Below are 21,732 nucleotides of genomic sequence, written 5' to 3' on the forward strand. Positions count from 1 at the left end.
TGAAGGTCACACTACATCCCCTGACGGACCGGTTCGTGCTTCTCGGAGGCGAGCCGGCCGGATCCGCCTAACAAGGGGACGTTCAGAGTGAAGATCGACATCTATTCCGACCGCGCCAAGCAGGCCGTGCAGTCCGCGCAGAGCCTCGCCCTGGCCCGTGGTCACCAGCAGCTCGGGCCCGAACACCTTCTGAAGGTGCTGCTGGAAGAAAAGGACGGGCTTTCGCGCACCATCATCGCCAACGCCGGCGGTCGCCACGACGCGGCCGACGCCGCCGTGGACGCGATTCTGGCCAAGAACCCGCGCGTCGACGGCGCCGGCGGCCAGCTCTACATGAAGCCCGACACCGCCCGGGTGTTCGCCACCGCCGAGGACGGCGCCAAGAAGGCCGGCGACGCCTTCGTCACCACCGAGCGCCTGCTGGTGGCCATCGCCAAGGACGGGGCGGAAACCGCCAAGGCCCTGAAGGACGCCGGCGTCTCGGCCCAGAGTCTGGAGACCGCCGCCGCCGCCCTGCGCAAGGGCCGCACCGCCGACAGCGCCACGGCCGAGGAAGGCTATGACGCGCTGAAGCGCTACGCCCGCGACCTGACGGCCGCCGCCCGCGACGGCAAGATCGACCCGGTGATCGGCCGCGACGAGGAGATCCGCCGCACCATCCAGGTCCTGTCGCGCCGCACCAAGAACAACCCGGTGCTGATCGGCGAGCCCGGCGTCGGCAAGACCGCCATTGTCGAAGGCCTGGCCCAGCGCATCGTCAACGGCGACGTGCCCGAGAGCCTGAAGGACAAGAAGCTGCTGTCGCTCGACATGGGCAGCCTGATCGCCGGCGCGAAGTATCGCGGCGAGTTCGAGGAGCGGCTGAAGGCCGTGCTCGGCGAGGTCACGGCCGCCGAGGGCTCGATCATCCTGTTCATCGACGAGATGCACACGCTGGTGGGCGCCGGGAAGAGCGACGGGGCGATGGACGCCTCGAACCTGCTCAAGCCCGCCCTGGCGCGCGGCGAGCTGCACTGCGTGGGCGCCACGACGCTGGACGAGTATCGCAAGCACGTCGAGAAGGACGCCGCGCTCGCGCGTCGTTTCCAGCCGGTGTTCGTGCAGGAGCCGACGGTGGAGGACACCGTCTCGATCCTGCGCGGCCTGAAGGAGAAGTACGAGGTCCACCACGGGGTGCGGATCAGCGACAGCGCCATCGTGGCCGCCGCGACCCTGTCCAACCGCTACATCGCCGACCGCTTCCTGCCCGACAAGGCCATCGACCTGGTGGACGAGGCGGCCAGCCGCGTGCGGATGGCGATCGACAGCAAGCCCGAGGAGCTCGACGAGATCGACCGCCGCCTGGTGCAGCTGAAGATCGAGCGCGAGGCCCTGTCCAAGGAAACCGACGCCGCCTCCAAGCAGCGCCTTGAGAACCTGGAGGTCGAGATCGACGACCTGCAGTTCCGCTCGGACGAGATGACCGCCCGCTGGAAGGCCGAGAAGGACAAGGTCGGCGGCGCCGCCCAGGCGCGCGAGGCCCTCGACCGCCTGCGCGCCGACCTGGCCAACGCCCAGCGCGCCGGCGACTTCGCCCGCGCCGGCCAGCTCCAGTACGGCGAGATCCCGGCGCTCGAAAAGCGCCTGGCCGACGCCGAGGCCGGCGAGACCGGCGGGGAGAAGGCCCTGACGCCGGAAGTCGTCGACGCCGAGCAGATCGCCGCCGTCGTCAGCCGTTGGACCGGCGTGCCGGTCGAGAAGATGCTGGAAGGCGAGCGCGAAAAGCTGCTGCAGATGGAGGTCGCCCTGCGCTCGCGCGTGGTCGGCCAGGACGAGGCTCTGGAGGCGGTGTCCGACGCCGTCCGCCGCGCCCGCGCCGGCCTGCACGATCCCACGCGCCCGATCGGCTCGTTCCTGTTCCTTGGCCCGACGGGCGTGGGCAAGACCGAGCTGACCAAGGCCCTGGCCGAGTTCATGTTCGCCGACGAGCATGCGATCACCCGCATGGACATGTCGGAATACATGGAGAAGCACTCGGTCAGCCGCCTGATCGGGGCGCCTCCGGGCTATGTCGGCTACGACGAGGGCGGGGCGCTGACGGAGGCTATCCGTCGCCGTCCGTACCAGGTGGTGCTGTTCGACGAGATCGAGAAGGCCCACCCGGACGTCTTCAACGTGCTGCTGCAGGTGCTGGACGATGGTCGCCTGACCGACGGCCAGGGCCGCACGGTCGACTTCCGCAACACGATCATCATCATGACCTCCAACCTCGGCGCCGAGTTCCTGGCCAACCAGGAGGACGGGGCCGACGTGGAAGAGGTGCGTCCGCTGGTGATGACCACGGTGCGCGGCCACTTCCGTCCGGAGTTCCTGAACCGGATCGACGAGATCATCCTGTTCAAGCGGCTGGACCGCTCGAACATGAGCGACATCGTCCGCATCCAGCTGGCGCGGGTGGAGAAGCTGCTGGCCGATCGCCGCATGACCCTGGCGCTGGACGCCGGCGCCCTGCAGTGGCTGGCCGACAAGGGCTACGACCCGGTCTATGGCGCGCGCCCCCTCAAGCGCGTGATCCAGAAGGAGCTGGTCGATCCGATCGCCCGCCGCCTGCTGGCCGGCGAGCTCGAGGACGGCGGCGTCATCGCCGTCGGGGCCGGTCCGGAAGGGCTGTCCTTCGGCCGGGCGACGCTGCAATAGGCGTCAGTCCATCGCTTGCGACGAAGCGCGCGCTCCGGCCTCCGGGGCGCGCGTTTTTCGTTTGAAGTCGCGCGAAAGCTCCCTACATCTGGAGGACGAGCGATGTGCTCGCCGCGCCGGCTTCCAAGCCGCCTGGCGATTCCGTCCGGCGCCCTTCGATCGGCCGCAAACGGCTCTCGGTCTCGTGCAGACGGCCAAAAAAATCCGCTTCCATTCGAAAATAATTCGCGGAACCAAACCGGCGTTCGCACGATCGCGCGCGGTCTATAAAGTCACCAAGAACATAGGTTCGAAGCGGCGCCAATCACGACAAGAACACGCCCATTTTTCGCCTCTGTCACCTGACGGTTTCGTAATGCGAAAGCTAGACGACCCGGATGAGTGCGTAGATCCAAGGTCAAGCTTTCTTGGATCAATGAAGAGAGAAGGCGAACAATGATCGGCCAAGTCAAAGGCAGCTTGAAGATGGTGACCGTCGTCGCGCTGGTGGCTGGGGGCCTGGCGGTCAGCGGCTGCGCGACCAAGAAGTACGTCAACACCCAGGTCGGCGGGGTCGCCACCCGCGTCGACGGCCATGACACCCAGATCTCGGAACTCGACAAGACCTCGCGCGAGGCCCTGGAACGCGCCACCGCGGCCGGCAAGCTGGCCGAGGGCAAGTTCATGTACTCGATGGTGCTGTCCGACGATTCCGTGAAGTTCCCGACCGACCAGGACGCCCTGTCGCCGGAGGCCGAACAGCGCCTCGCCGACTTCGCGTCGAAGCTCAAGGAAGAGAACAAGAACGTCTACCTGGAGATCCAGGGCTACACCGACGCCACCGGCGAGCTCGACTACAACGAAAAGCTGGGCCAACGCCGCGCCGACGCGGTGCGCAAGTACCTGTCCCGTCAGGGCGTGGCCCTGAACCGGATGGCGACCATCTCGTACGGCTCGGAAGATCCGATCGCCCCGAACGAGACCAAGGAAGGCCGGGCGCAGAACCGCCGGGTCGTGATCATGGTGCTCGCCTAGGCTTAACCGCCTGGGACGCCAAGACCGGCGGGCGGGGACTCCACATCTCGCCTGGCCGGCCCGAGCGCCGGACCAAACCTTGGGCGGTCCCGGAAACGGGACCGCCTTTTTTCGTGGTCGGGCCAGGGAAAGATCAGGGCAGGGCGGGAAAGCCGCCGGTCTGGCGCAGGGCTTCGGCCAGCGCCATGCCCGCGGTCACCGAGACGTTCAGCGATCGGGCCTCGGGGCGCAGCGGAATGACCAGCCGGGCGTCGACGGCGGCGTGCACCTCTTCGGGGGCGCCGCGACTCTCGTTGCCGAACAGCAGCGTGTCGCCGGGCTGGAAGGCGAAGTCGTGGAAGCTTGTGTCACCGCGGGTGGTGAAAAGTACGAGCCGGCCCTCCCTGCGTTGCGGCGCGGCCTGGAACGATTCCCACGAATCATGCCGCGTCAGGTGGGTGAGCGGGCCGTAGTCGAGGGCCGCGCGCTTCAAGCTCTTGTCGTCCAAGGGAAAGCTGCAGGGTTCGATGACGTCCAGCCCGACCGCCAGGCAGGCCGAAAGCCGAATCGCCGCGCCCACGTTCTGGGGAATGCCGGGTTGAAAAAGGGCGAGACGCATTCTAACGAACCAACCATGGGGCCAGTAGGGGCATTGCTGCGCATCGAAAGGGCTTGCGAACTCTGTTCGCCCATCCGATAGGGAGCATGCCCCTTGTGGCGAAGATCCGCTTGCGGGTCGAATAAAAGATACTGCGCCTAAATGGGCGCTTCCTGGTCGGGTCGCTCGCCGGTCCGACGGAAACGAAGGGTGGAACAAGGTGGCCGACACCGCCGTGGGCGCAAAGACCGAGTCTGGGTCCGATCCCAGCCGACGCGATTTCATTTACATTGCGGCCGTCACGGCCGCCGCCGGCGGCGCTGCCGCCATTGCCTGGCCGTTCATCGACCAGATGAATCCCTCTGCCGACACGCTGGCCCTGGCCTCGACCGAGTTCGACCTGACCAAGGTCGCCGACGGCCAGCAGGTCACGCTGAAGTGGCGCGGCAAGCCGCTGTTCGTGCGCAACCGCACGTCGGCCGAGATCGCCCGCGCCGTGAAGGACGACCACGATCCGGGCCTGCGCGACCCGCAGACCGACGCCGAGCGCGTCAAGCCGGGCAAGGCTCAATGGCTGGTGCTGATCGGTTCGTGCACGCACCTGGGCTGCGTGCCCACCTTCGGCGGCGGTGATTACGGCGGCTGGTTCTGCCCGTGCCACGGCTCGCACTACGACACGTCCGGCCGGATCCGTAAGGGCCCCGCTCCGAAGAACCTGGTGGTTCCGGAGTACGCCTTCCTGTCCGACACCAAGGTCAAGATCGGGTAAGCCAGATGAGCGGACATTCGACCTACCAACCCAAGACCGGTATCGAGCGCTGGCTCGACGCCCGTCTGCCGATCGTGCGCCTGGGCTACGACAGCTTCGTCGACTACCCCACCCCGCGTAACCTGAACTACTGGTGGACCTTCGGCGGCATCCTGTCGCTGTGCCTGGCCAGCCAGCTGATCACCGGCATCATCCTGGTGATGCACTACACGCCGAGCGCCGACCACGCCTTCGCCAGCGTCGAGCACATCATGCGCGACGTGAACTACGGCTGGCTGATCCGCTACATGCACGCCAACGGGGCGTCGATGTTCTTCATCGCCGTCTACATCCACATGCTGCGCGGCCTCTACTACGGCTCCTACAAGGCCCCCCGCGAGGTGCTGTGGATCCTGGGCTGCGTGATCTACCTGCTGATGATGGCCACGGCCTTCATGGGCTACGTGCTGCCCTGGGGCCAGATGAGCTTCCACGGCGCCGTCGTGATCACCAACCTGTTCGGCGCCCTGCCGATCGTCGGCCCGTCGATCACCACCTGGCTGTGGGGCGGCTTCGCCGTGGACAACGCCACGCTGAACCGCTTCTTCTCGCTGCACTACCTGCTGCCGTTCATGATCGCGGGGGTCGTGATCCTGCACATCTGGGCTCTGCACGTTGTCGGCCAGAACAACCCGACCGGCGTCGAGCCCAAGTCGAAGGCCGACACCCTGCCCTTCACGCCGTACGCCACGGTGAAGGACGCCTTTGCGATGAGCGTCTTCATGATCCTCTTCGCGGTGTTCGTCTTCTACCTGCCGAACGCCCTGGGTCACGCCGACAACTACGTCGAGGCCAACCCGCTGGTGACGCCGTCGCACATCGTACCCGAATGGTACTTCCTGCCGTTCTACGCGATCCTGCGCGCCGTTCCGGACAAGCTGATGGGCGTGCTGGCCATGTTCGGCGCCATCGCCTGCCTGTTCGCCCTGCCGTGGCTGGACACCTCGAAGGTGCGCTCGATGCGCTACCGCCCGACCGCCAAGCTGTACTTCATCATCTTCGTGGTGGTGTGCTGCATCCTGGGCCTCTGCGGCGCCAAGCTGCCGGACGATCCGGTGCTGGGTCACTTCAAGACCTTCACCCTGATCGACTCCGACCTGAACAGCTTCGTGTGGCTGAGCCGGTTCGCCTCGCTCTACTACTTCGCGTTCTTCCTGGTGATCCTGCCGGTGCTGGGCCTGGTCGAGAAGACCCTGCCCGTGCCGGACTCGATCGCCTCGCCCGCCCTGTCGCACCCGGCCGCCGCGCCGGCCGAAGCGACCGCCGCGCCTGAAATGAAGGGCTGATCCCGATGCTGCGCAAACTCTTCGCCATCGCAGCGGTCGCGGGTCTGCTGACGGTCGGGGCTTCGGCTCCGGCCCTGGCCGCCGGTCACGCGCTGGAACCCGAGAAGATCCACTGGTCGTTCGAGGGACCGTTCGGCAAGTTCGACCAGGCCCAGCTGCAACGCGGCTACAAGGTCTATCGCGAGGTCTGCTCGGCCTGCCACTCCATGAAGCTGGTCAGCTTCCGGAACCTCGGCGACAAGGGCGGCCCGTTCTATAACGAGAAGTACCCGAACTCGAACGACAACCCGTGGGTCAAGGCGATCGCCAAGGAGTTCGAGGTCTCCGACATCGACTCCGAAACCGGCGACGCCATCAAGCGTCCGGCCACCAGCGCCGATCGCTTCCCCTCGCCGTTCCCGAACGAGGCCGCGGCCCGCGCCAGCAACGGCGGGGCCTTCCCGCCGGACATGTCGCTGCTGGCCAAGGCCCGCGAAGGCGGTCCGGACTACATCCACGCCATCGTCACGGGCTACAAGGATCCGCCGGCCGGCCTGAAGGTCGGGGTGGGCCAGCACTACAACCCGTACATGGCCGGCGACCTGACCTCGTACTGGAGCGGCTCGCACGAGCATGTTCCGCCGGGCGGCTTCATCGCCATGGCCCCGCCGCTGAAGGCCGGCCTCGTCACCTTCGACGACGGCACGCCCTCGACGGTCGACCAGCAGGCCAAGGACGTCTCGGCCTTCCTGATGTGGGCCGCCGAGCCCAAGCTGGAAGAGCGCAAGCAGACCGGCTTCGCCGTGCTGATCTACCTGATCCTGTTCGCGGGCCTGCTCTATGCGGCCTACCGCCAGGTCTGGAAGAACGAGTCGCACTGAGCGGCGCGTTCGCACTGAGAATGAAGAAGGGCCCGGCGGCGACGCCGGGCCCTTTTTTACTCCTCCCTCGCGAAGCGGGGGAGGTAGCGCGGCGCTATCAGCGCCGTGACGGAGGGGGCGAGGGACGGAGCGCCGTGCGCGCCGCCGCCCCCTCCACCACTTCGTGGTCCCCCTCCCCCGCAGGCGGGGGAGGAGCAGGCCGGGCCGTCAGGCAGCAGCCTTTTCCAGCACCGTATCGATCGTGAACCCGCCCTTCAGGGCCAGGGTCACCGGCGTGCGCTCGACGACGTCGCGCAGGCGGGCGACGGCGGCTTCGTCCAGATCTCCGGTGGCGGCCACCTTGCGGTCGATCCTGGGCTTGTCGCCGTGCGTGTCGAGCGCCAGGTCGACGGTGATGGTCACTTCGCCCCAGCCCTTGCGGTCGGCGTACATCCGCAGCGTCGTGGCGGTGCAGGCCGCCAGACCGGCCAGCACGAAGCCGAACGGCGGCGGGCCGGCGTCCTGGCCGCCGAGGGCCGGGGGCTCGTCGCCGACCAGCTTGTGGCCGTTCACCTCGAGCAGGATCGTGTGGCGCGGATCGGTGGTGACGGCGTGGGCGCGCGAGGCCATGGGGGAAGCTCCGTACAGGGAAGAAGAAAGGATCAGGGCGTCAGCCATAGGGCGTGGGCGGCCGGGTCCAGTCGCAGGCGGCCGCGGGCCAGCACCTCGACGCCCAGCGCTCCGACCACGCCGGGCGGCAGGTCGCCGGCCTTGACGGCTCGGGCGCGGGGATAGAGGCGGCCGTCGAAGGCCAGGGCCGCCACCGTGCCGGCCGGCTTCTGGCGCGGGCCGTCGGCCGGTCCCCGGGCGCGCAGCGCGCCGCCCGAGGCGGTGTCGAGGGCGAAGGGCCCCTGGACGCTCGTGAAGCCGTCGGAGGCGGTCGCCCGCACCGTCGGCACTCCGCCGATCATCTCGACGGGGAGGGCGCGTCCTGAAGGCCTTGCGAGGCCGTCGGCGGGCGCCAGCGTCAGGCGGCAGGGGGCGAAGTCGATCACCACGGTGTAGCGGGCCAGGACGTCGGCGCCGATGACGCCGGCGATGGGGGCGACGAAGCCGACGCCGCGATAGTCGAGATCGATGACGGTCACCGGCAGGGCGGGCAGGGCCTCGCCGGCGACGCGGATCGGCAGGGAGAGGTCGGTCGCCTCGAAGCCGCCCGCCTGGGCCTTGGTCTCGTGCAGCAGGGTTCGGGGCGCCGACAGGTCGATGACGAAGTCGCCGGTCATGTCGCCGATCGCGGCGGGGGCGACGACCGCGCCGTTCTCGAACCAGCAGGCCGTCTCGCCCGCCCGCGCCGAAGCGGCGGTCGCGAGGGTCAGGGCCAGGGCGAGGAGCGGGGCGCGCATGGAGGGAGACTAGAGCGTGTGCGGCGGCGGTGGGAAGCGCCGGGTGAGAGGATGGGGCATAGCCCGATGCCGCGTGCATGGCTTGAACGAAAGCGGGCGGACGCTGCCGCGTCCGCCCCCCTCCGGCCCTCCGGGCCACCTCCCCCAGAGGGGGAGGATCTATGCATCCAGATGCTCCCCCTCTGGGGGAGCTGTCGCGGAGCGACTGAGGGGGCCTTCCCCCTTACTTCAACAACCCCACCGGCACGCTCTGCGCCGCCACGGTCGCCGTCGCCTTGGCGCTGATCGCCGCCGAGGAGGCCCCCAGCTGCACCTCGTAGTCGCCGGCCGCGACCTTCCAGCCGTGGGCGGCGTCGTCCCAGGTGGCCAGCAGGCGCGGGTCGACGGTCAGGGTGACGACCTGGCTGGCGCCGGGGGCGAGGGTGACCTTCTGGAAGCTGGCCAGGCGGCGCGGGGCTTCCCAGCCGCCGGCCTTGGGCGAGACATAGACCTGCGGCACGTCCTTGCCGGCCCGCTTGCCGGTGTTGGTGACCTTGAACGACACGGTCAGCTTGCCGCCGGCGGTGGCGGTCTTCAGGTCCGAATAGGCGAACGAGGTGTAGGACAGGCCGTGGCCGAACGGGAACAGCGGCTGCAGGCCCTTCTTGTCGAACCACTTGTAGCCGATGGCCGCGCCCTCGATCGAATAGTCGACCGAGAAAAGCGCTTCCGGCGTCTTGGGATCGCCGTCGAGCACGGGGCGGGGCAGCTGGGCCTCGCCGGTCGGGAAGGTCACGGGCAGGCGGCCGGAGGCGTCGACCTCTCCGGTCAGCACGCGGGCGATGGCCTCGCCGCCGTTGGTGCCCGGATACCAGGCCTGCAGCACCGCGCCGACGTCGTTCAGCCACGGCATGGTCACCGGCCCGCCGGTCTCCAGCACCACGACCACTTTCTTGCCGGCCTTGGCGGCCGCCGCGATCGTCGCGTCCTGGTTCTTGGGCAGGGTCAGGGACGGCGCGTCTTCCGACTCGGTGGTCCATTGGTCGGCGAAGACGATGACGAGGTCGCTGTCGGCGGCCAGCTTGGCCACGGCGGCGGCGTCCTTGCCGTCATTGTAGGTGAACTTGGCCTGGGGCGCGCGGGCCTGCAGCGCCTTCAGCGGCGAGGACGGGTAGTAGATCACCGGGCCGGGCCAGGTCTTGGGCTCCAGGCCCTGTACGGCGCGGCCGCCGGCCGGATAGACCTGCGAGGAGCCGCCGCCCGACAGCACGCCGACATTGGCGTAGGCGCCGATCACGGCGATCTTCTGGGCCTTCAGCGCCAGGGGCAGCAGGCCCTTGTCGTTCTTCAGCAGGACCATGCCTTCCTCGGCGTCGGCCTGGCTGACCTTGCCGTTGGCCGCGAGATCGATCGGGGCGATCTTCACTGGGTGGTCGACCGCGCCGCTGGCGAACAGCGAGCGGACGATGCGGCGGGCCATGTCGTCGAGGCGCGCCTGGCTGACCGCGCCGCTGGCCAGGTCGGCCTTCAGCACGCTGGCCAGGAAGGGCTGCTTGTCGAAGGCGTCGCCGGCTGATTCCTGGTCGAGGCCGGCGTTGACCGACTTGGAGCCGGAATGCACCGCGCCCCAGTCGGACATGACGTAGCCCTTGTAGCCCCAGTCCTGCTTGAGCACCTTGTTGAGCAGCCAGTCGTTCTCGCAGGCGTAGTCGCCGTTGACGCGGTTGTAGGCGCACATCACCGAGTGCGGCTCCGACGCCTCGATGGCGATCTGGAAGGCCAGCAGGTCGGAGGTGCGGGCGTCGGCCTGGCCGATCCGGCTGTCGACCACGAAGCGGCCGGTCTCCTGGGCGTTCAGGGCGTAGTGCTTGATCGTCGAGACGATCTTGGCCGACTGGATGCCCTTGATCTGGGCCCCGACCATGACGCCGGCCAGCAGCGGGTCTTCACCGCCATATTCGAAGTTGCGGCCGTTGCGCGGCTCGCGGACCAGGTTGACGCCGCCGGCCAGCATGACGTTGAAACCCGAGTTGCGGGCCTCCGAGCCGATCATCGCGCCGCCCTTTTCTGCCAACTCCGGGTTCCAGGTGGCGGTGGTGGCCATGCCCGAGGGCAGGGCGGTGCGTTCGCGGAACTCGGCGGCGCTGCCTTGCGTGGCCACGCCGACGCCGGCGTCGGTCTCCCACTGGGCCGGGATGCCCAGGCGCGGCAGGCCCGGCACGTAGCCGGCCGAGCCGGGCAGCGAGCCTTCGATGCGCGTGTACTTGGGCTTCATGTCGGCGCCGAAGTAGCCGTAGACCAGGGTCAGCTTCTCGTCCTGGGTCATGGCCTTGAGGACGAGGTCGGCGCGGGTGTCGGCGTCGAGCTTGGGATCGAGCCAGGGCTGGGCGGCCGGAGCGGCGGCGTGGCCGGCATGATCCTGGGCGCAGGCGGGCAGGGCGGAGAGGCCCCCGAGAGCGATCGTCAGGGCCAGGGCGCTGGCGCGGAAACGCGAGTTCATTCTACCTCCCACACGGATATTATTGGCCGGACGCGCCGGCGGTGCTTTCGCGGACGGAGCGCTCCGTCAGCTGGTCTTGGCCGGCGGACCCTTGCGGGCTGGGCCGGTGGATTCGCGGATCACCAGGCTGTGCTGGGCCAGGAACGGCCCGGTGCGCAGGCCCGACTCGCCGCTGTTCCAGGCCGCGAAGGTCTGCAGGGCGCGCAGGGCCATGGGCTCGAACGGCTGGCGGATGGTGGTCAGGGTCGGCCAGATCACCCCGGCGATCGGCGCGTCGTCGAAGCCGACCACCGAGATGTCGTCGGGAATGCGCAGGCCGCGGCGCTGGGCCTCCATGCAGGTGGCGGCGGCCATCTCGTCGTTGGCGGCGAAGATCGCGGTCGGCGGATTGTCGATCTCGAGCAGCAGCCTGGCGGCGTCGAGGCCGGTCTTGAAGGTGAACTCGCCCTGCACGATCAGCTCCGGGGCCGGGCGCGGCAGGCCGGCGGCGGCGTAGGCCTCGAAGAAGCCGTTGCGGCGATGGGTGCTGGCGGCGTGGTCGGGGTGGCCCGAGATATGGCCGATGCGGGTGTGGCCCAGGCTGAACAGGTGCTCGACCACCTCGCGGGCGGCGGCGCGGTCGTCCATGGCGATGGCGGGGAAGTGCGGGTCGGGCGTGGTCGGCGAGATCAGCACGCAGCGCACTTCCAGCTCGCGCAGCAGCGCCTTCAGCGGGCCGAAGTCGCATTCGGGCGGCAGCAGCACGACCTCGCGGATGCCGCCGTCCTCGACGAAGGCGCGGATGCGGTCCTGCCAGCCGGCGATCGGGCCGTCGAACAGCTCGACCGTCAGGTGGCGGCCGGTTTCCAGGCAGGCCAGCAGCAGGGCGTGGTGCGTGCGGGTGTGATAGCCGCCGCTGGGGTCGCCCATCAGGGCGCCGACGGCCGACGAGCCCTGGGCGCGGAACTGGCGCGCCACGGCGCTGGGCTGGTAGCCGAGGGCGGACATCGCCTCGCGCACCTTGTCGCGAGTCTTGGCGGTGACGCTGGCGTGGTCGTTGAGGACCCGCGAGACCGTCTTGGCCGAGACCCCGGCCCGCTCGGCCACATCGTGAATCGTCGACATTGAAGACCCGCACCCGACTCGGCCGTCGCCGCGCGCGCCCGGCAGGGCGGCGGCCGGACGGCTCCCTTGACCAGCCATACCGCAGCTGGATCGGCTTGTCATGCGATGGGACAGGTTCGGGTCAGAAATTGTCTCATCAATGGACATTATGTTGTCCATAAATGTCTTAGCGGACATTTAGGCGTGGCCTTAAGGTCCTTCCCGGTCGCGTCCTCCGGTTTTAATTCCGTCCCAGGCCTCGCTCGCAGATTTTATTGAGCCGTGGCGCGGTAGGCTTGGCAGCGCTGTCTCGCTTGGCGGTTCGGCTTGGTGGAGTGTGCAAAAAAACCATATAAAATAATGATATGAGATGAATTTCCGCTGCGGCTTGAGTGGCGCTCGATGTCCTGGCGGCATGTTGCATCCCGGTGATTTTCAGAAATGACAACGTTGACATTCTTGTTGACTTGCTCGGGACATTTGGGAATGTAGCCACCGTGAGCGGCGACTGAGGGCTGTCTCGCAGCACCGTTCCGGCGCCGGGGGTCGCCGACAGGACATCACCGGGTCAAGGCCGCCAGAAGCAGGTTGGCGTGAAGGTCTCGACCCGGGCTCAAGACCCACCGCGGCGCGCAAAGAGCGTCGCGGCCCGAACGCAAGAACAAAGACATTGGGGAGCGATCGACTTGACCACACCACGTTCGAAGTCCGTCTGGACTCGCGGCTTGACCCTGGCCTTGCTGGCCGGCGCGTCTCAGGCCGTCATCACCACAGCCGCCCTGGCGCAGACCACCGAAGAGACCGCGGTCGAAGAGATCGTCGTCACCGGCGTGCGCGGCTCGCAGCTGAAATCCGTCGACGTCAAGCGCAAGGAGACCGCGATCGTCGACGCGATCTCGGCCGAAGACATCGGCAAGCTGCCTGACGTCACCGTCGCCGACGCGCTGCAGCGCATCTCGGGCGTCCAGATCCAGCGCGACGCCGGCGAAGGCAAGAGCGTCAACATCCGCGGCCTGTCGCAGGTCATCACCCTGCTGAACGGCGAGCAGTACCTGAGCGCGGGCAACATGGGCTCGGCCCAGCCCAACCTGCTGGACGTGCCCTCGCAGTTGATGAACCAGGTGCTGGTCTTCAAGTCGACCGACCCGAACAACGCCCTGTCGGGCATCTCGGGCACCATCGACCTGCGCACCCGCCGTCCCTTCATGATGAAGGAAGGCTTCCAGATCGCCGGCGGCCTCGAAGCCCAGCGCGGCGAGCGCACCAAGGAAGACGACTACCTGGCCAACATCCTGGCCAGCTGGCGCAACGACCGCGTCGGCGTGCTGGTGTCGGGCGTCCAGAGCAAGTCGAACCTGAGCAACAACTTCTCGGGCGCCGTCGTGCTGTCGGGCAACAACGACTGGGGCGGTTCGAACCCGAACAACTTCCTCTCGCCGCACGGCTTCGAAAGCTACAACCGCGTCGTCGAGCGCAAGCGCACCGGCCTCAACGTGTCGTTCGAGGCCGACCTGGGCGAAGGCTTCACCCTGATCGCGGAAGGCTTCTACGCCAAGCTCGACGAGTACAACCGCGCGGTCGGCATCAACATCTCCAACCGCTGGGACGGCGGCGCCTTCGGCACCTGGACCACGCCCACCGACACCCAGGCGACCGGCGTCAGCGCGCCCAGCACCAACGGCGGCAACGGCCGTCCGTGGCTGGCCGTCGACGAGTACGACATCAATGCCTGGTGGATTAACTCCTTCACCGTCAACCGCGTCACCAAGTCCGAGAGCAAGAACTACAATCTCGAACTGAAGTACGACAACGGCGGCAACTTCACCTTCGAGGCCCGGGCCATCCGCGCCGACGGCAGCCGCCTGAGCATGAACGGCCAGGCCCAGGGCGACCTCTCCAACTGGCAGTACGCGGACGGTCGCTTCAACCTGTTCCGCAACGCCGCCGACCGCACCCGCGGCCCGTTCTATCCCAAGGCCATCTGCGACCAGTACCCGGCCAGCCAGCGCAGCAACGCCGTCGCCGGCTCGGCGGGCGGCTGCTACCTGAACCCCAATCCGCTGGGCTACGGCCAGAACCCGCAGCTGCACTACGACATCAGCGGCAATCACCCGGTGTGGAGCGGCTTCGACACGCCGATCTCGGGCGGCCTGGGCGCGGGCAAGTCCCTGCGCGACTACATGGCCAACCGCGACAGCTACGCGATCGCGGCCTTCTCGTCGGAAGGCAACAACGAAGTCGACTCGGACATGAACGTGTTCCGCGCCGACGGCCACTACCGGTTCGACGACAAGTTCCTGGGCTTCATCACCAAGGTCGACGCCGGCGTGCGCCAGAGCGACCGTTCGGTCAGCGTCGAGCAGTTCCACCTGTTCTCGGGCTTCTACGGCGGCACGCCGGGCGCGGTGCAGGCCAACGGTTCGGCCGTGCCGGCCGCCGGCTGCATGGCGCAGTGGAAGGCCATCGACGTGGTCATGAACCAGAACCAGTGCCAGGCCGGCGAGTTCGTGCCGAACCCTGTCACCGGCACGCCTGAGTTCCAGGGCTACACCGTCAACCGCCCGACCAAGCTCTACACCTACAACAACACCCTGTTCGTCACCGACCTGGGCGGCGTCACCTCGGGCATGCCCGGCTTCTGGGCCGTGGATCCGCGCGACTTCGACGACGTGCTGTCATTCCAGAAGAAGGTGTTCGGCGACGCCGTCCGCGTCACCGTTCCGGGCCAGACCTACGACGTCGACCTGAAGGAGCAGAGCGCCTACTTCGCCAGCAACTACGAGATCGGCAGGCTGTCGGGCGACTTCGGCCTTCGCGTCATCCAGACGGAACTGCTGGTGAAGCAGAACCTGACCGGCGACACGATGAACTACGGCGACACCAACGCCGACGACGGCGACACGGTCACGCGCCGCAAGTACACGGACTGGCTGCCGTCGTTCAACGGCTCCTACGACCTGACCGACAACGTCAAGCTGCGCTTCTCGTACTCCAAGACCATGCAGCCGCTCGACCTGGGCAGCTACGGCGGCGGCCTGAAGATCAACACCGCCGACTGCGGCGCCAGCCTGCCGAACGTCCGCTGCGTCACCGGCGCCGAGGCCTCGGGCAACCCGAACCTCGATCCCTGGCGTTCGCAGAACTTCGACGTCGCGGCCGAGTACTACTTCGGCCAGGCCTCGATGGTGAACATCTCGGCCTTCATGCTGAAGATCGACAGCTACGTCACCGGAGGCACCATCAAGGGCAGCTTCCCCGACCAGGACGGCGTGATCCGCCGCGAGGTCGACGTGTCGCTGCCGCTGCAGGGCGACGGCGGCGAGGTGAAGGGTCTCGAAGTGGGCGCCAAGGTCGCCTTCAGCGACGTGATCCCCGACACCCCGGTGCTGAGGAACTTCGGCGTCGACACCAACTACACCTACTCGCCCAGCGAGGAGGCCCGTATCGACCTGTCGGGCGACAAGCTGCCGTTCTTCGACAACTCCAAGCACCAGTTCAACCTGGTCGGCTGGTACCAGGACGACAAGCTGCAGGCGCGGGTGGCCTACAACTTCCGCACCGATCGCCTGTCCGGCACCATGGGCGGCGGCGGCGGCCGGACCATCCCGGTCATGCAGGACGCCACCGGCTACGTCGACGTCAACGTCAGCTACGCGGTCCGCGACAACGTCACGGTCTATTTCAACGGCTCGAACGTGACCGGCGAGATCGAGGACTACTACCTGAAGTTCGCCAAGGGGAAGGAACAGTACTCGTCGCAGAACGAGTTCGAGCCCCGCTACGTGATCGGCGTCCGCGCCAAGTGGTGATCTGACTTTCCTCCTGCGCCCGTCGTGATGGCTCCCCTAGGGCCGCCGCGACGGGTCTTTTTTGTTTGAGCGGGGTGCTTTCCGTTTGCGCTTTCGGGCGCCAGTTTCGGTCGGGGAGGATCGGCCATGAGCCAAGACGTCCGCGAAGGGCGCATCCGCAGCATCGTCATCGTCGGCGGCGGCACCGCCGGCTGGATGGCGGCCGCGGCCCTGCGTCGTCACTTCGGCCAATCGCCGATCGACATCACCTTGGTCGAGAGTTCCGAGATCGGCACGATCGGGGTGGGCGAGGCGACCATCCCCACCATCCGCGCCTTCTACCAGAACCTGGGCCTGGACGATCTGGAGGTGCTGCGCGCCACGCAGGGGACCTGCAAGCTCGGCATCCGGTTCAAGGACTGGATGGCCCCGGGCTCGGCCTTCATCCATCCCTTCGGCCTCTACGGCCAGGACCTGAACGGGGTGGCCTTCCAGCACTACTGGGCCAAGGCCCGCGCCAGCGGCGAGGTCGGGGCGTTCGGCGAATATTGCCTGGGCGCGTCCCTGGCGGCGGCGGGCAAGTTCACCGTGCCGGCGGCCAACCCGCCGTCGAGCCTGTCGGTGTTCGACTGGGCCCTGCATTTCGACGCGAGCCTGTTCGCCCAGCTTATGCGCCGCGTGGCCGAGGCCAACGGCGTCAGGCGCATCGACGCCAAGGTGGTGAAGGTCAACCTGCGGCCCGACGACGGCTTCGTCTCCTCGCTGGACCTGCATACCGGCCAGACCATCGAGGGCGACCTCTTCATCGACTGCTCGGGCTTCCGGGGCCTGCTGATCGAGGAAGCGCTGGAGACCGGTTACGAGGACTGGTCGCACTGGCTGTTCTGCGACCGGGCGCTGGCGGTGCAGAGCCAGCCGCCGGAAGGGGCCGAGCCGCCGCCCTATACCGACGTCACCGCCCACACCGCCGGCTGGCGCTGGCGCATCCCGCTGCAGCACCGCTACGGCAACGGCTATGTCTATTCGAGCCGCCATATCGACGACGAGGCGGCGAAGGCCGAGCTGGTCGCGGCCGTGCCCGACAAGCTGCTGCACGAGCCGCGCCTGATCCGCTTCACGCCGGGCCGCCGCAAGCAGGTGTGGAACCGCAACGTCGTGGCCCTGGGCCTGGCGTCGGGGTTCCTGGAGCCGCTGGAAAGCACCTCGATCGCCCTGATCGAGACCGGGATCGAGAAGCTCAAGCAGCTGTTCCCGGACCGGAGTTTCGACCCGGCGGTGATCGACGAGTTCAATGACTGGTCGCGCCGCGAGATGGAGCGGGTGCGCGACTTCGTGATCCTGCACTACAAGGCCGCCCAGCGCGGTGACACGCCGTTCTGGCGCACCACTCGCGACGCCGATATCCCCGAGACCCTGGCCCGCAAGGTCGAGCTGTTCCGCTCGCGCGGCCACGTGGCCCGCTATCGCTGGGAGATGTTCCAGCCGCCCAGCTGGCTGGCGATCTTCGACGGCTTCGGAATCTGGCCGGAGGGCTGGGATCCGGCGCTGGACGGGATCGACGGCGCGGCCCTGGCCGCCAGCCTCAACCAGATGCGCGCCGGCGTCGCCCGGGCGGTGGCCCAGGCCCCGACCCACGGCGAGTTCCTGCGCCGCTACGTCGCCGCCCAGCCGGCGGCGGCCGAATAGACGACAACGATAAAAGACAGAAGACGACGGGAGAGGCCCGATGGCCAACAATCTGCGGAAGATCGTGATCGTGGGCGGCGGCTCGGCCGGCTGGATCACGGCGGCGATGATCAGCCACTATCTCAAGGACAGCCCCTGCGAGATCGAGCTGATCGAGTCCGAGCAGATCGGCATCATCGGCGTCGGCGAAAGCACCATCCCGCCCTTCCTGCAGCTGATCCGCAGCCTCGGCATCGACGAGGTGGAGTTCATGCAGGAGACCCAGGCCGCCTTCAAGCTGGCCATCCGGTTCGAGAACTGGCGCCAGAAGGGCGACGTCTACTACCACCCGTTCGGCCTGATCGGCGGGCCGGTGGACGTGCACGAATTCTACCAGGTCTGGCTGCGCGGCAAGGCCGAGGGCCATCCGTCGAACCTGCAGGACTTCGCCACCGCCTCGGTGATGGCCGACCGCTGGAAGTTCATGTCGCCGGCCATGGCGCCGCGCACCATGATCGCCAACGCCAACTACGCCGTGCACATCGATGCCGCCCTGCTGGCCAAGTTCCTGCGCAAGTTCGCCGAGGCCCGGGGCGTCAAGCGCACCGAGGGCATCGTCAGCGACGTGGCCACGCGCCCCGACGGCTTCATCGAGAAGGTGATCCTGCAGGATGGCCGCGAGGCCTCGGGCGACCTCTTCATCGACTGTTCGGGCTTCCGCTCGCTGCTGAACGGCAAGGCCCTGGGCACCGAGTTCCTCGACTGGTCGGACGTGCTGCTATGCGACCGCGCCATCGCCGTGCAGACCGCCAACATCCGCGACCCGCATCCCTACACCCTGGCCCAGGCCCAGGACTCCGGCTGGCGCTGGCGCATCCCGCTGCAGCACCGGGCCGGCAACGGCTACGTCTATTGCAGCCAGTTCTGCAGCGACGACGAGGCCCGGGCCACGCTGATGAGCCAGGTCGAGGGCGAGGCCGTGCGCGAGCCCTGGCTGGTGCCGTTCAAGACCGGCATGCGCAAGCAGCTGTTCAACAAGAACTGCGTGGCCATCGGGCTTGCGGGCGGCTTCATCGAGCCGCTGGAGTCGACGGCGCTGCACCTGATCTATCGCGGCGTCGACTACCTGCTGCGGTTCTTCCCCGACCGGGACTGCGACGCCACCCTGGCGGCCGAGTACAATCGGCGCATGCGGGCCGACTACGAGGAGATCCGCGACTTCATCGTGCTGCACTACTTCACGACCAAGCGCGACGACACGCCGTTCTGGCGCGCCTACCAGCAGGTGACCCCGCCGGAAAGCCTTCGCGAGCGGATCGAGCTGTTCAAGGCCAGCGGGGTGCTGCGCGACGGCGTCGACGACATGTTCCGCGCCCCCAGCTGGCAGTCGGTGATGGAAGGCATGGGCATCCGGCCCCAGCGCTACCAGCAGCTGGTGGACACCCTGCCGGCCGGGGTTGTGAAGGGCCTGCTCGACAAGTCCGCCCCGATGCTGAGCGACCTCGTCGACACCCTGCCCAGCCACGGCGACTTCCTGCGCCAGTACTGCCCGGCGCCGGTGCCGGAGGCGCTGAGGAAGGCGGGGTAGAATGCGAGGAACCTCCCCCTCTGGGGGAGGTGATCGCGAAGCGATCGGTGGGGGGGAGCGGTTGCTGACCCGCCGACGCCTCGGAAGCTGAAAACGGCCCCCCACCGGCCTTCGGCCGCCTCCCCCAGAGGGGGAGGTTCTTTTACACCTCGGCCCACATCCGCAGCAGGTTGTGGTAGGTCCCCGTCAGCGACAGCACTGATGCGTCGCCCTGGCCGACCTGACCGGCCAGGCGCTGGATCGAGACGTCCATGTCGAGCAGCAGGCTGCGCTTGGCGTCGTCGCGCACCAGGCTCTGGATCCAGAAGAAGCTGGCGCTGCGGGTTCCGCGCGTGATCGTGGTCACGTGGTGCAGGCTGGAGGCCGGATAGAGGATCAGCGAGCCGGCCGGCAGTTTGACGAGGTGGCTGCCATAGGTGTCCTCGACCACCAGCTCGCCGCCGTCGTAGTCGTCGGGATCGGTCAGGAACAGGGTGGCCGACAGGTCGGTGCGGATCTGGGCGCCCGTGGCGGGGTTTCGGCGGATCGAGTTGTCGACGTGGTCGCCGAAGCCCATGCCCTCGCCGTAGCGGTTGAAAAGCGGCGGCAGGATGGTGTGGGGCAGGGCGGCCGAGACGAACAGCGGGTTGCTCTGCAGGGCCTGGACGATGATCGCCCCGACCTCGCGGGCGGCCGCGCCGTCCTGCGGCAGCTGCTGGTTGTTCTTGGCCATGGCCGCCTGGAAGCCCGAGGTGGCGTTGCCGTCGACCCACGGGGCGGCGTCGATGATCGCGCGGCAGCGGGCCACTTCGTCGGGGCTCAGCACGTCGGGGATCTGCAGCATCATGGCGGGTCGGCCTTCGTCGTCTCGTGCTCAGGCTTTAGGGCCTGGAGCGGTCGCGGGCAATGCGAACGGCTCGCAGCAGATTGCGTAAGGGGACAGGGCGCGATCGCGCGCTCTCAACGGAGGTGGCCGCTCCCATCCTCCGTAAAATCCCCGCGAAAGCGGGGACCCAGGCTTTTTCTGCAATCCGCCGCGCTCGACGATAAAACACCTGGGTCCCCGCTTTCGCGGGGATTTTACGGGGATAATGAAGCGCTGTGCTCCCTGGCCTCTAGAACAACCACCGCCTCGGATACTTGTCGCCCAGGGCCCGCGCTTCGCCGGTCTTCAGGCCGAGTTCGCGCATGCGGTAGGCCAGGAGCTGGTGCATGGCGTCGACCGGTTCGCGGCCGTCGAACGGGCTGGAGGCGATGCCGCCGGCCTGCTGGGCCAGGTCGACCGCCGCCCATTCGGCCAGGGCCCGGTCGGCCTTGCCGACGGCGAAGTAGTGCGGGACGGGCGTGCGCTCGCCGGCGACCTCGACCATCACGGCGATCACCCAGCCAAGGGGGATCATGTCGGCGTCGGGGCGCTGTCGGAACATGGGCCGGATGTAGCGGTCCGGCGGCCCAGGTTCAATGCAGAGCCTTGATCGCCTTCTGAACCTCGCAGTTCTTGAGGATCTCGCAGTAGCGGTCGTCGAACGTCTTCTGGATCTTGTCCTGAAGGGCGGTCATGTCGGCGCCGACGGCCTCCTCAAGCTTTTCGGAGCGGGCGCGCAGGGCCGAGCCCAGGGGGCCCTCGAAGAAGGCGACGCTGCCCTTCAGCTCTTCAATCGACAGTTCGCGCGCCAGGGACTGGCCGGCGCTTTCGATCACGGCCTCGCGGATGATCGGCTTGGTGGCCTGCACGGCTTCGTAATAGGCGCGGCGCTCCTCTGGCGAGGGATCGGCCGACTGGTCCTGAACCCGCTGCTGGATCGCCATCTCCATCATCCCCTCGACGGTCTCGGAGATGCCCATGGCGATGGCCAGGCGGCGGCCCAGGTCCAGGGCCTCGGCGGGCGGCGCCGGCAGGTTGGGATCGCGCGCGGCGGCCTTGGGCATGTCCTCGGGAACGGAGAAGGTGATCGGGATCGTCACCTCCGAGGTCGTCGGCTTGCCGCAGCGGGTGGCGGGGATGAACAGCATGTCGTGGCGCAGGCTGATCGCCGCGTCGCCGAAGCCGAACTCGGGCGGGGTCTCGGACACCACGTCGCAGGCCGTCGTGCGGCCCTCGGCGTCGATGTCGCAATGGATGATCGCCTTGCCGCCCTTGTTGGCCGCCGCCGCCGCGGGCGGATAGGCCCACCAGATGCGGTCGGCCGACAACGGGACCTTCCAGTTGGGCCGGGTCGGCGGGATCGAGGGATCGCCGCCCTCGGGACAAGGCGTCGCCGCCGTCGCGGCGGCCATCATGGCCGCGATCCAGAAACCCATCTCGAAACTCCCCCGACACCAACAAGCTTGAGCTAGGGGAGTGCAATGCGTCTTGCAACCAGATTGCGAGCGAGGGTCGCGCCGCGAGGCTTCCGGCAAGGAAAAAGGGCGGAGCCTCGCGGCCCCGCCCTTCTCTTTATTCAGTCTAGGTGACTGGATTTCTAGATTAGAAGTCCATGTCGCCGCTCGGGATCGGCGCGCCGATCCCGATCCCTTTCGAGAATGGGCGACTTTATGGATTTC

The 21,732-nt window shown here is 68.0% G+C and carries 16 protein-coding genes; 8 read left to right on the forward strand and 8 right to left on the reverse strand.

Translation table 11 applies throughout. The annotated features are described in order from the left end of the window. Positions 1 to 87 precede the first annotated feature (87 nt). Entirely contained in the window at positions 88 to 2,676 is a 2,589-nt protein-coding gene (gene clpB / locus AC07N1_RS07645) for an ATP-dependent chaperone ClpB (protein ID WP_494671253.1), read from the forward strand. Positions 2,677 to 3,111: 435 nt separating this feature from the next. Continuing rightward, positions 3,112 to 3,690 carry an OmpA family protein gene (locus tag AC07N1_RS07650; protein ID WP_494671254.1) on the forward strand — a complete coding sequence of 193 codons (579 nt, stop codon included), beginning with the start codon at positions 3,112 to 3,114 and terminating at the stop codon, positions 3,688 to 3,690. Positions 3,691 to 3,823: 133 nt separating this feature from the next. On the opposite strand, the gene AC07N1_RS07655 is transcribed toward AC07N1_RS07650, so the two are convergent. After that, positions 3,824 to 4,288 (reverse strand): tRNA (cytidine(34)-2'-O)-methyltransferase, encoded by a 465-nt coding sequence (locus AC07N1_RS07655; protein ID WP_494671255.1) that lies wholly within the window; start codon positions 4,286 to 4,288, stop codon positions 3,824 to 3,826. A 199-nt stretch (positions 4,289 to 4,487) separates the two neighbouring features. Between AC07N1_RS07655 and petA the strand changes: the two genes are divergently transcribed. Genes petA through AC07N1_RS07670 form a run of 3 tightly spaced genes read left to right on the forward strand, consistent with a single transcriptional unit; the run spans position 4,488 to position 7,221 of the window. Then, the gene (gene petA, locus AC07N1_RS07660) at positions 4,488 to 5,036 is read left to right on the forward strand and encodes a ubiquinol-cytochrome c reductase iron-sulfur subunit (RefSeq protein ID WP_494671256.1); all 549 of its coding nucleotides are present in this window, start codon (positions 4,488 to 4,490) and stop codon (positions 5,034 to 5,036) included. Between the two features lie 5 nt (positions 5,037 to 5,041). Beyond that, positions 5,042 to 6,361 carry a cytochrome b gene (locus AC07N1_RS07665; RefSeq protein ID WP_494671257.1) on the forward strand — a complete coding sequence of 440 codons (1,320 nt, stop codon included), beginning with the start codon at positions 5,042 to 5,044 and terminating at the stop codon, positions 6,359 to 6,361. 5 nt (positions 6,362 to 6,366) lie between these two features. Continuing rightward, a complete protein-coding gene (locus AC07N1_RS07670; RefSeq protein ID WP_494671258.1) occupies positions 6,367 to 7,221 on the forward strand; it encodes a cytochrome c1 in 855 nt (284 codons plus the stop codon). Positions 7,222 to 7,428: 207 nt separating this feature from the next. On the opposite strand, the gene AC07N1_RS07675 is transcribed toward AC07N1_RS07670, so the two are convergent. The 4 genes from AC07N1_RS07675 to AC07N1_RS07690 all read right to left on the reverse strand — a co-directional run bounded on the left by AC07N1_RS07675 (position 7,429) and on the right by AC07N1_RS07690 (position 12,189). Then, complete coding sequence (locus AC07N1_RS07675; RefSeq protein ID WP_494671259.1) at positions 7,429 to 7,830, reverse strand: OsmC family protein; 402 nt, start codon at positions 7,828 to 7,830, stop codon at positions 7,429 to 7,431. A gap of 32 nt (positions 7,831 to 7,862) precedes the next feature. Continuing rightward, a complete protein-coding gene (locus AC07N1_RS07680; protein ID WP_494671260.1) occupies positions 7,863 to 8,606 on the reverse strand; it encodes a hypothetical protein in 744 nt (247 codons plus the stop codon). A gap of 223 nt (positions 8,607 to 8,829) precedes the next feature. Further along, positions 8,830 to 11,085: a beta-glucosidase family protein gene (locus AC07N1_RS07685; RefSeq protein WP_494671261.1), complete on the reverse strand. Its 2,256-nt coding sequence runs from the start codon at positions 11,083 to 11,085 to the stop codon at positions 8,830 to 8,832. 66 nt (positions 11,086 to 11,151) lie between these two features. Beyond that, positions 11,152 to 12,189 carry a LacI family DNA-binding transcriptional regulator gene (locus tag AC07N1_RS07690; protein ID WP_494671262.1) on the reverse strand — a complete coding sequence of 346 codons (1,038 nt, stop codon included), beginning with the start codon at positions 12,187 to 12,189 and terminating at the stop codon, positions 11,152 to 11,154. A gap of 665 nt (positions 12,190 to 12,854) precedes the next feature. On the opposite strand from AC07N1_RS07690, the gene AC07N1_RS07695 reads away from it, so the two are divergent. From AC07N1_RS07695 to AC07N1_RS07705, 3 genes are all read left to right on the forward strand, one after another. Then, entirely contained in the window at positions 12,855 to 15,977 is a 3,123-nt protein-coding gene (locus AC07N1_RS07695; protein ID WP_494671263.1) for a TonB-dependent receptor, read from the forward strand. 126 nt (positions 15,978 to 16,103) lie between these two features. After that, complete coding sequence (locus tag AC07N1_RS07700; protein WP_494671264.1) at positions 16,104 to 17,642, forward strand: tryptophan halogenase family protein; 1,539 nt, start codon at positions 16,104 to 16,106, stop codon at positions 17,640 to 17,642. A gap of 40 nt (positions 17,643 to 17,682) precedes the next feature. Continuing rightward, positions 17,683 to 19,209, forward strand: coding sequence for a tryptophan halogenase family protein (locus tag AC07N1_RS07705; RefSeq protein ID WP_494671265.1), 1,527 nt, complete (start codon positions 17,683 to 17,685; stop codon positions 19,207 to 19,209). Between the two features lie 142 nt (positions 19,210 to 19,351). Here AC07N1_RS07705 and AC07N1_RS07710 read toward each other — a convergent pair whose 3' ends face one another. From AC07N1_RS07710 to AC07N1_RS07720, 3 genes are all read right to left on the reverse strand, one after another. Then, positions 19,352 to 20,035, reverse strand: a complete 684-nt coding sequence (locus AC07N1_RS07710; protein ID WP_494671266.1) for a Fe2+-dependent dioxygenase — start codon at positions 20,033 to 20,035, stop codon at positions 19,352 to 19,354. Positions 20,036 to 20,303: 268 nt separating this feature from the next. After that, positions 20,304 to 20,615 (reverse strand): hypothetical protein, encoded by a 312-nt coding sequence (locus tag AC07N1_RS07715; RefSeq protein ID WP_494671267.1) that lies wholly within the window; start codon positions 20,613 to 20,615, stop codon positions 20,304 to 20,306. A 31-nt stretch (positions 20,616 to 20,646) separates the two neighbouring features. Then, the gene (locus AC07N1_RS07720) at positions 20,647 to 21,489 is read right to left on the reverse strand and encodes a TonB family protein (RefSeq protein ID WP_494671268.1); all 843 of its coding nucleotides are present in this window, start codon (positions 21,487 to 21,489) and stop codon (positions 20,647 to 20,649) included. Between the last annotated feature and the right edge of the window lie 243 nt (positions 21,490 to 21,732).

It is taken from the genome of Caulobacter sp. GW821-FHT09B11 (assembly GCF_059418205.1).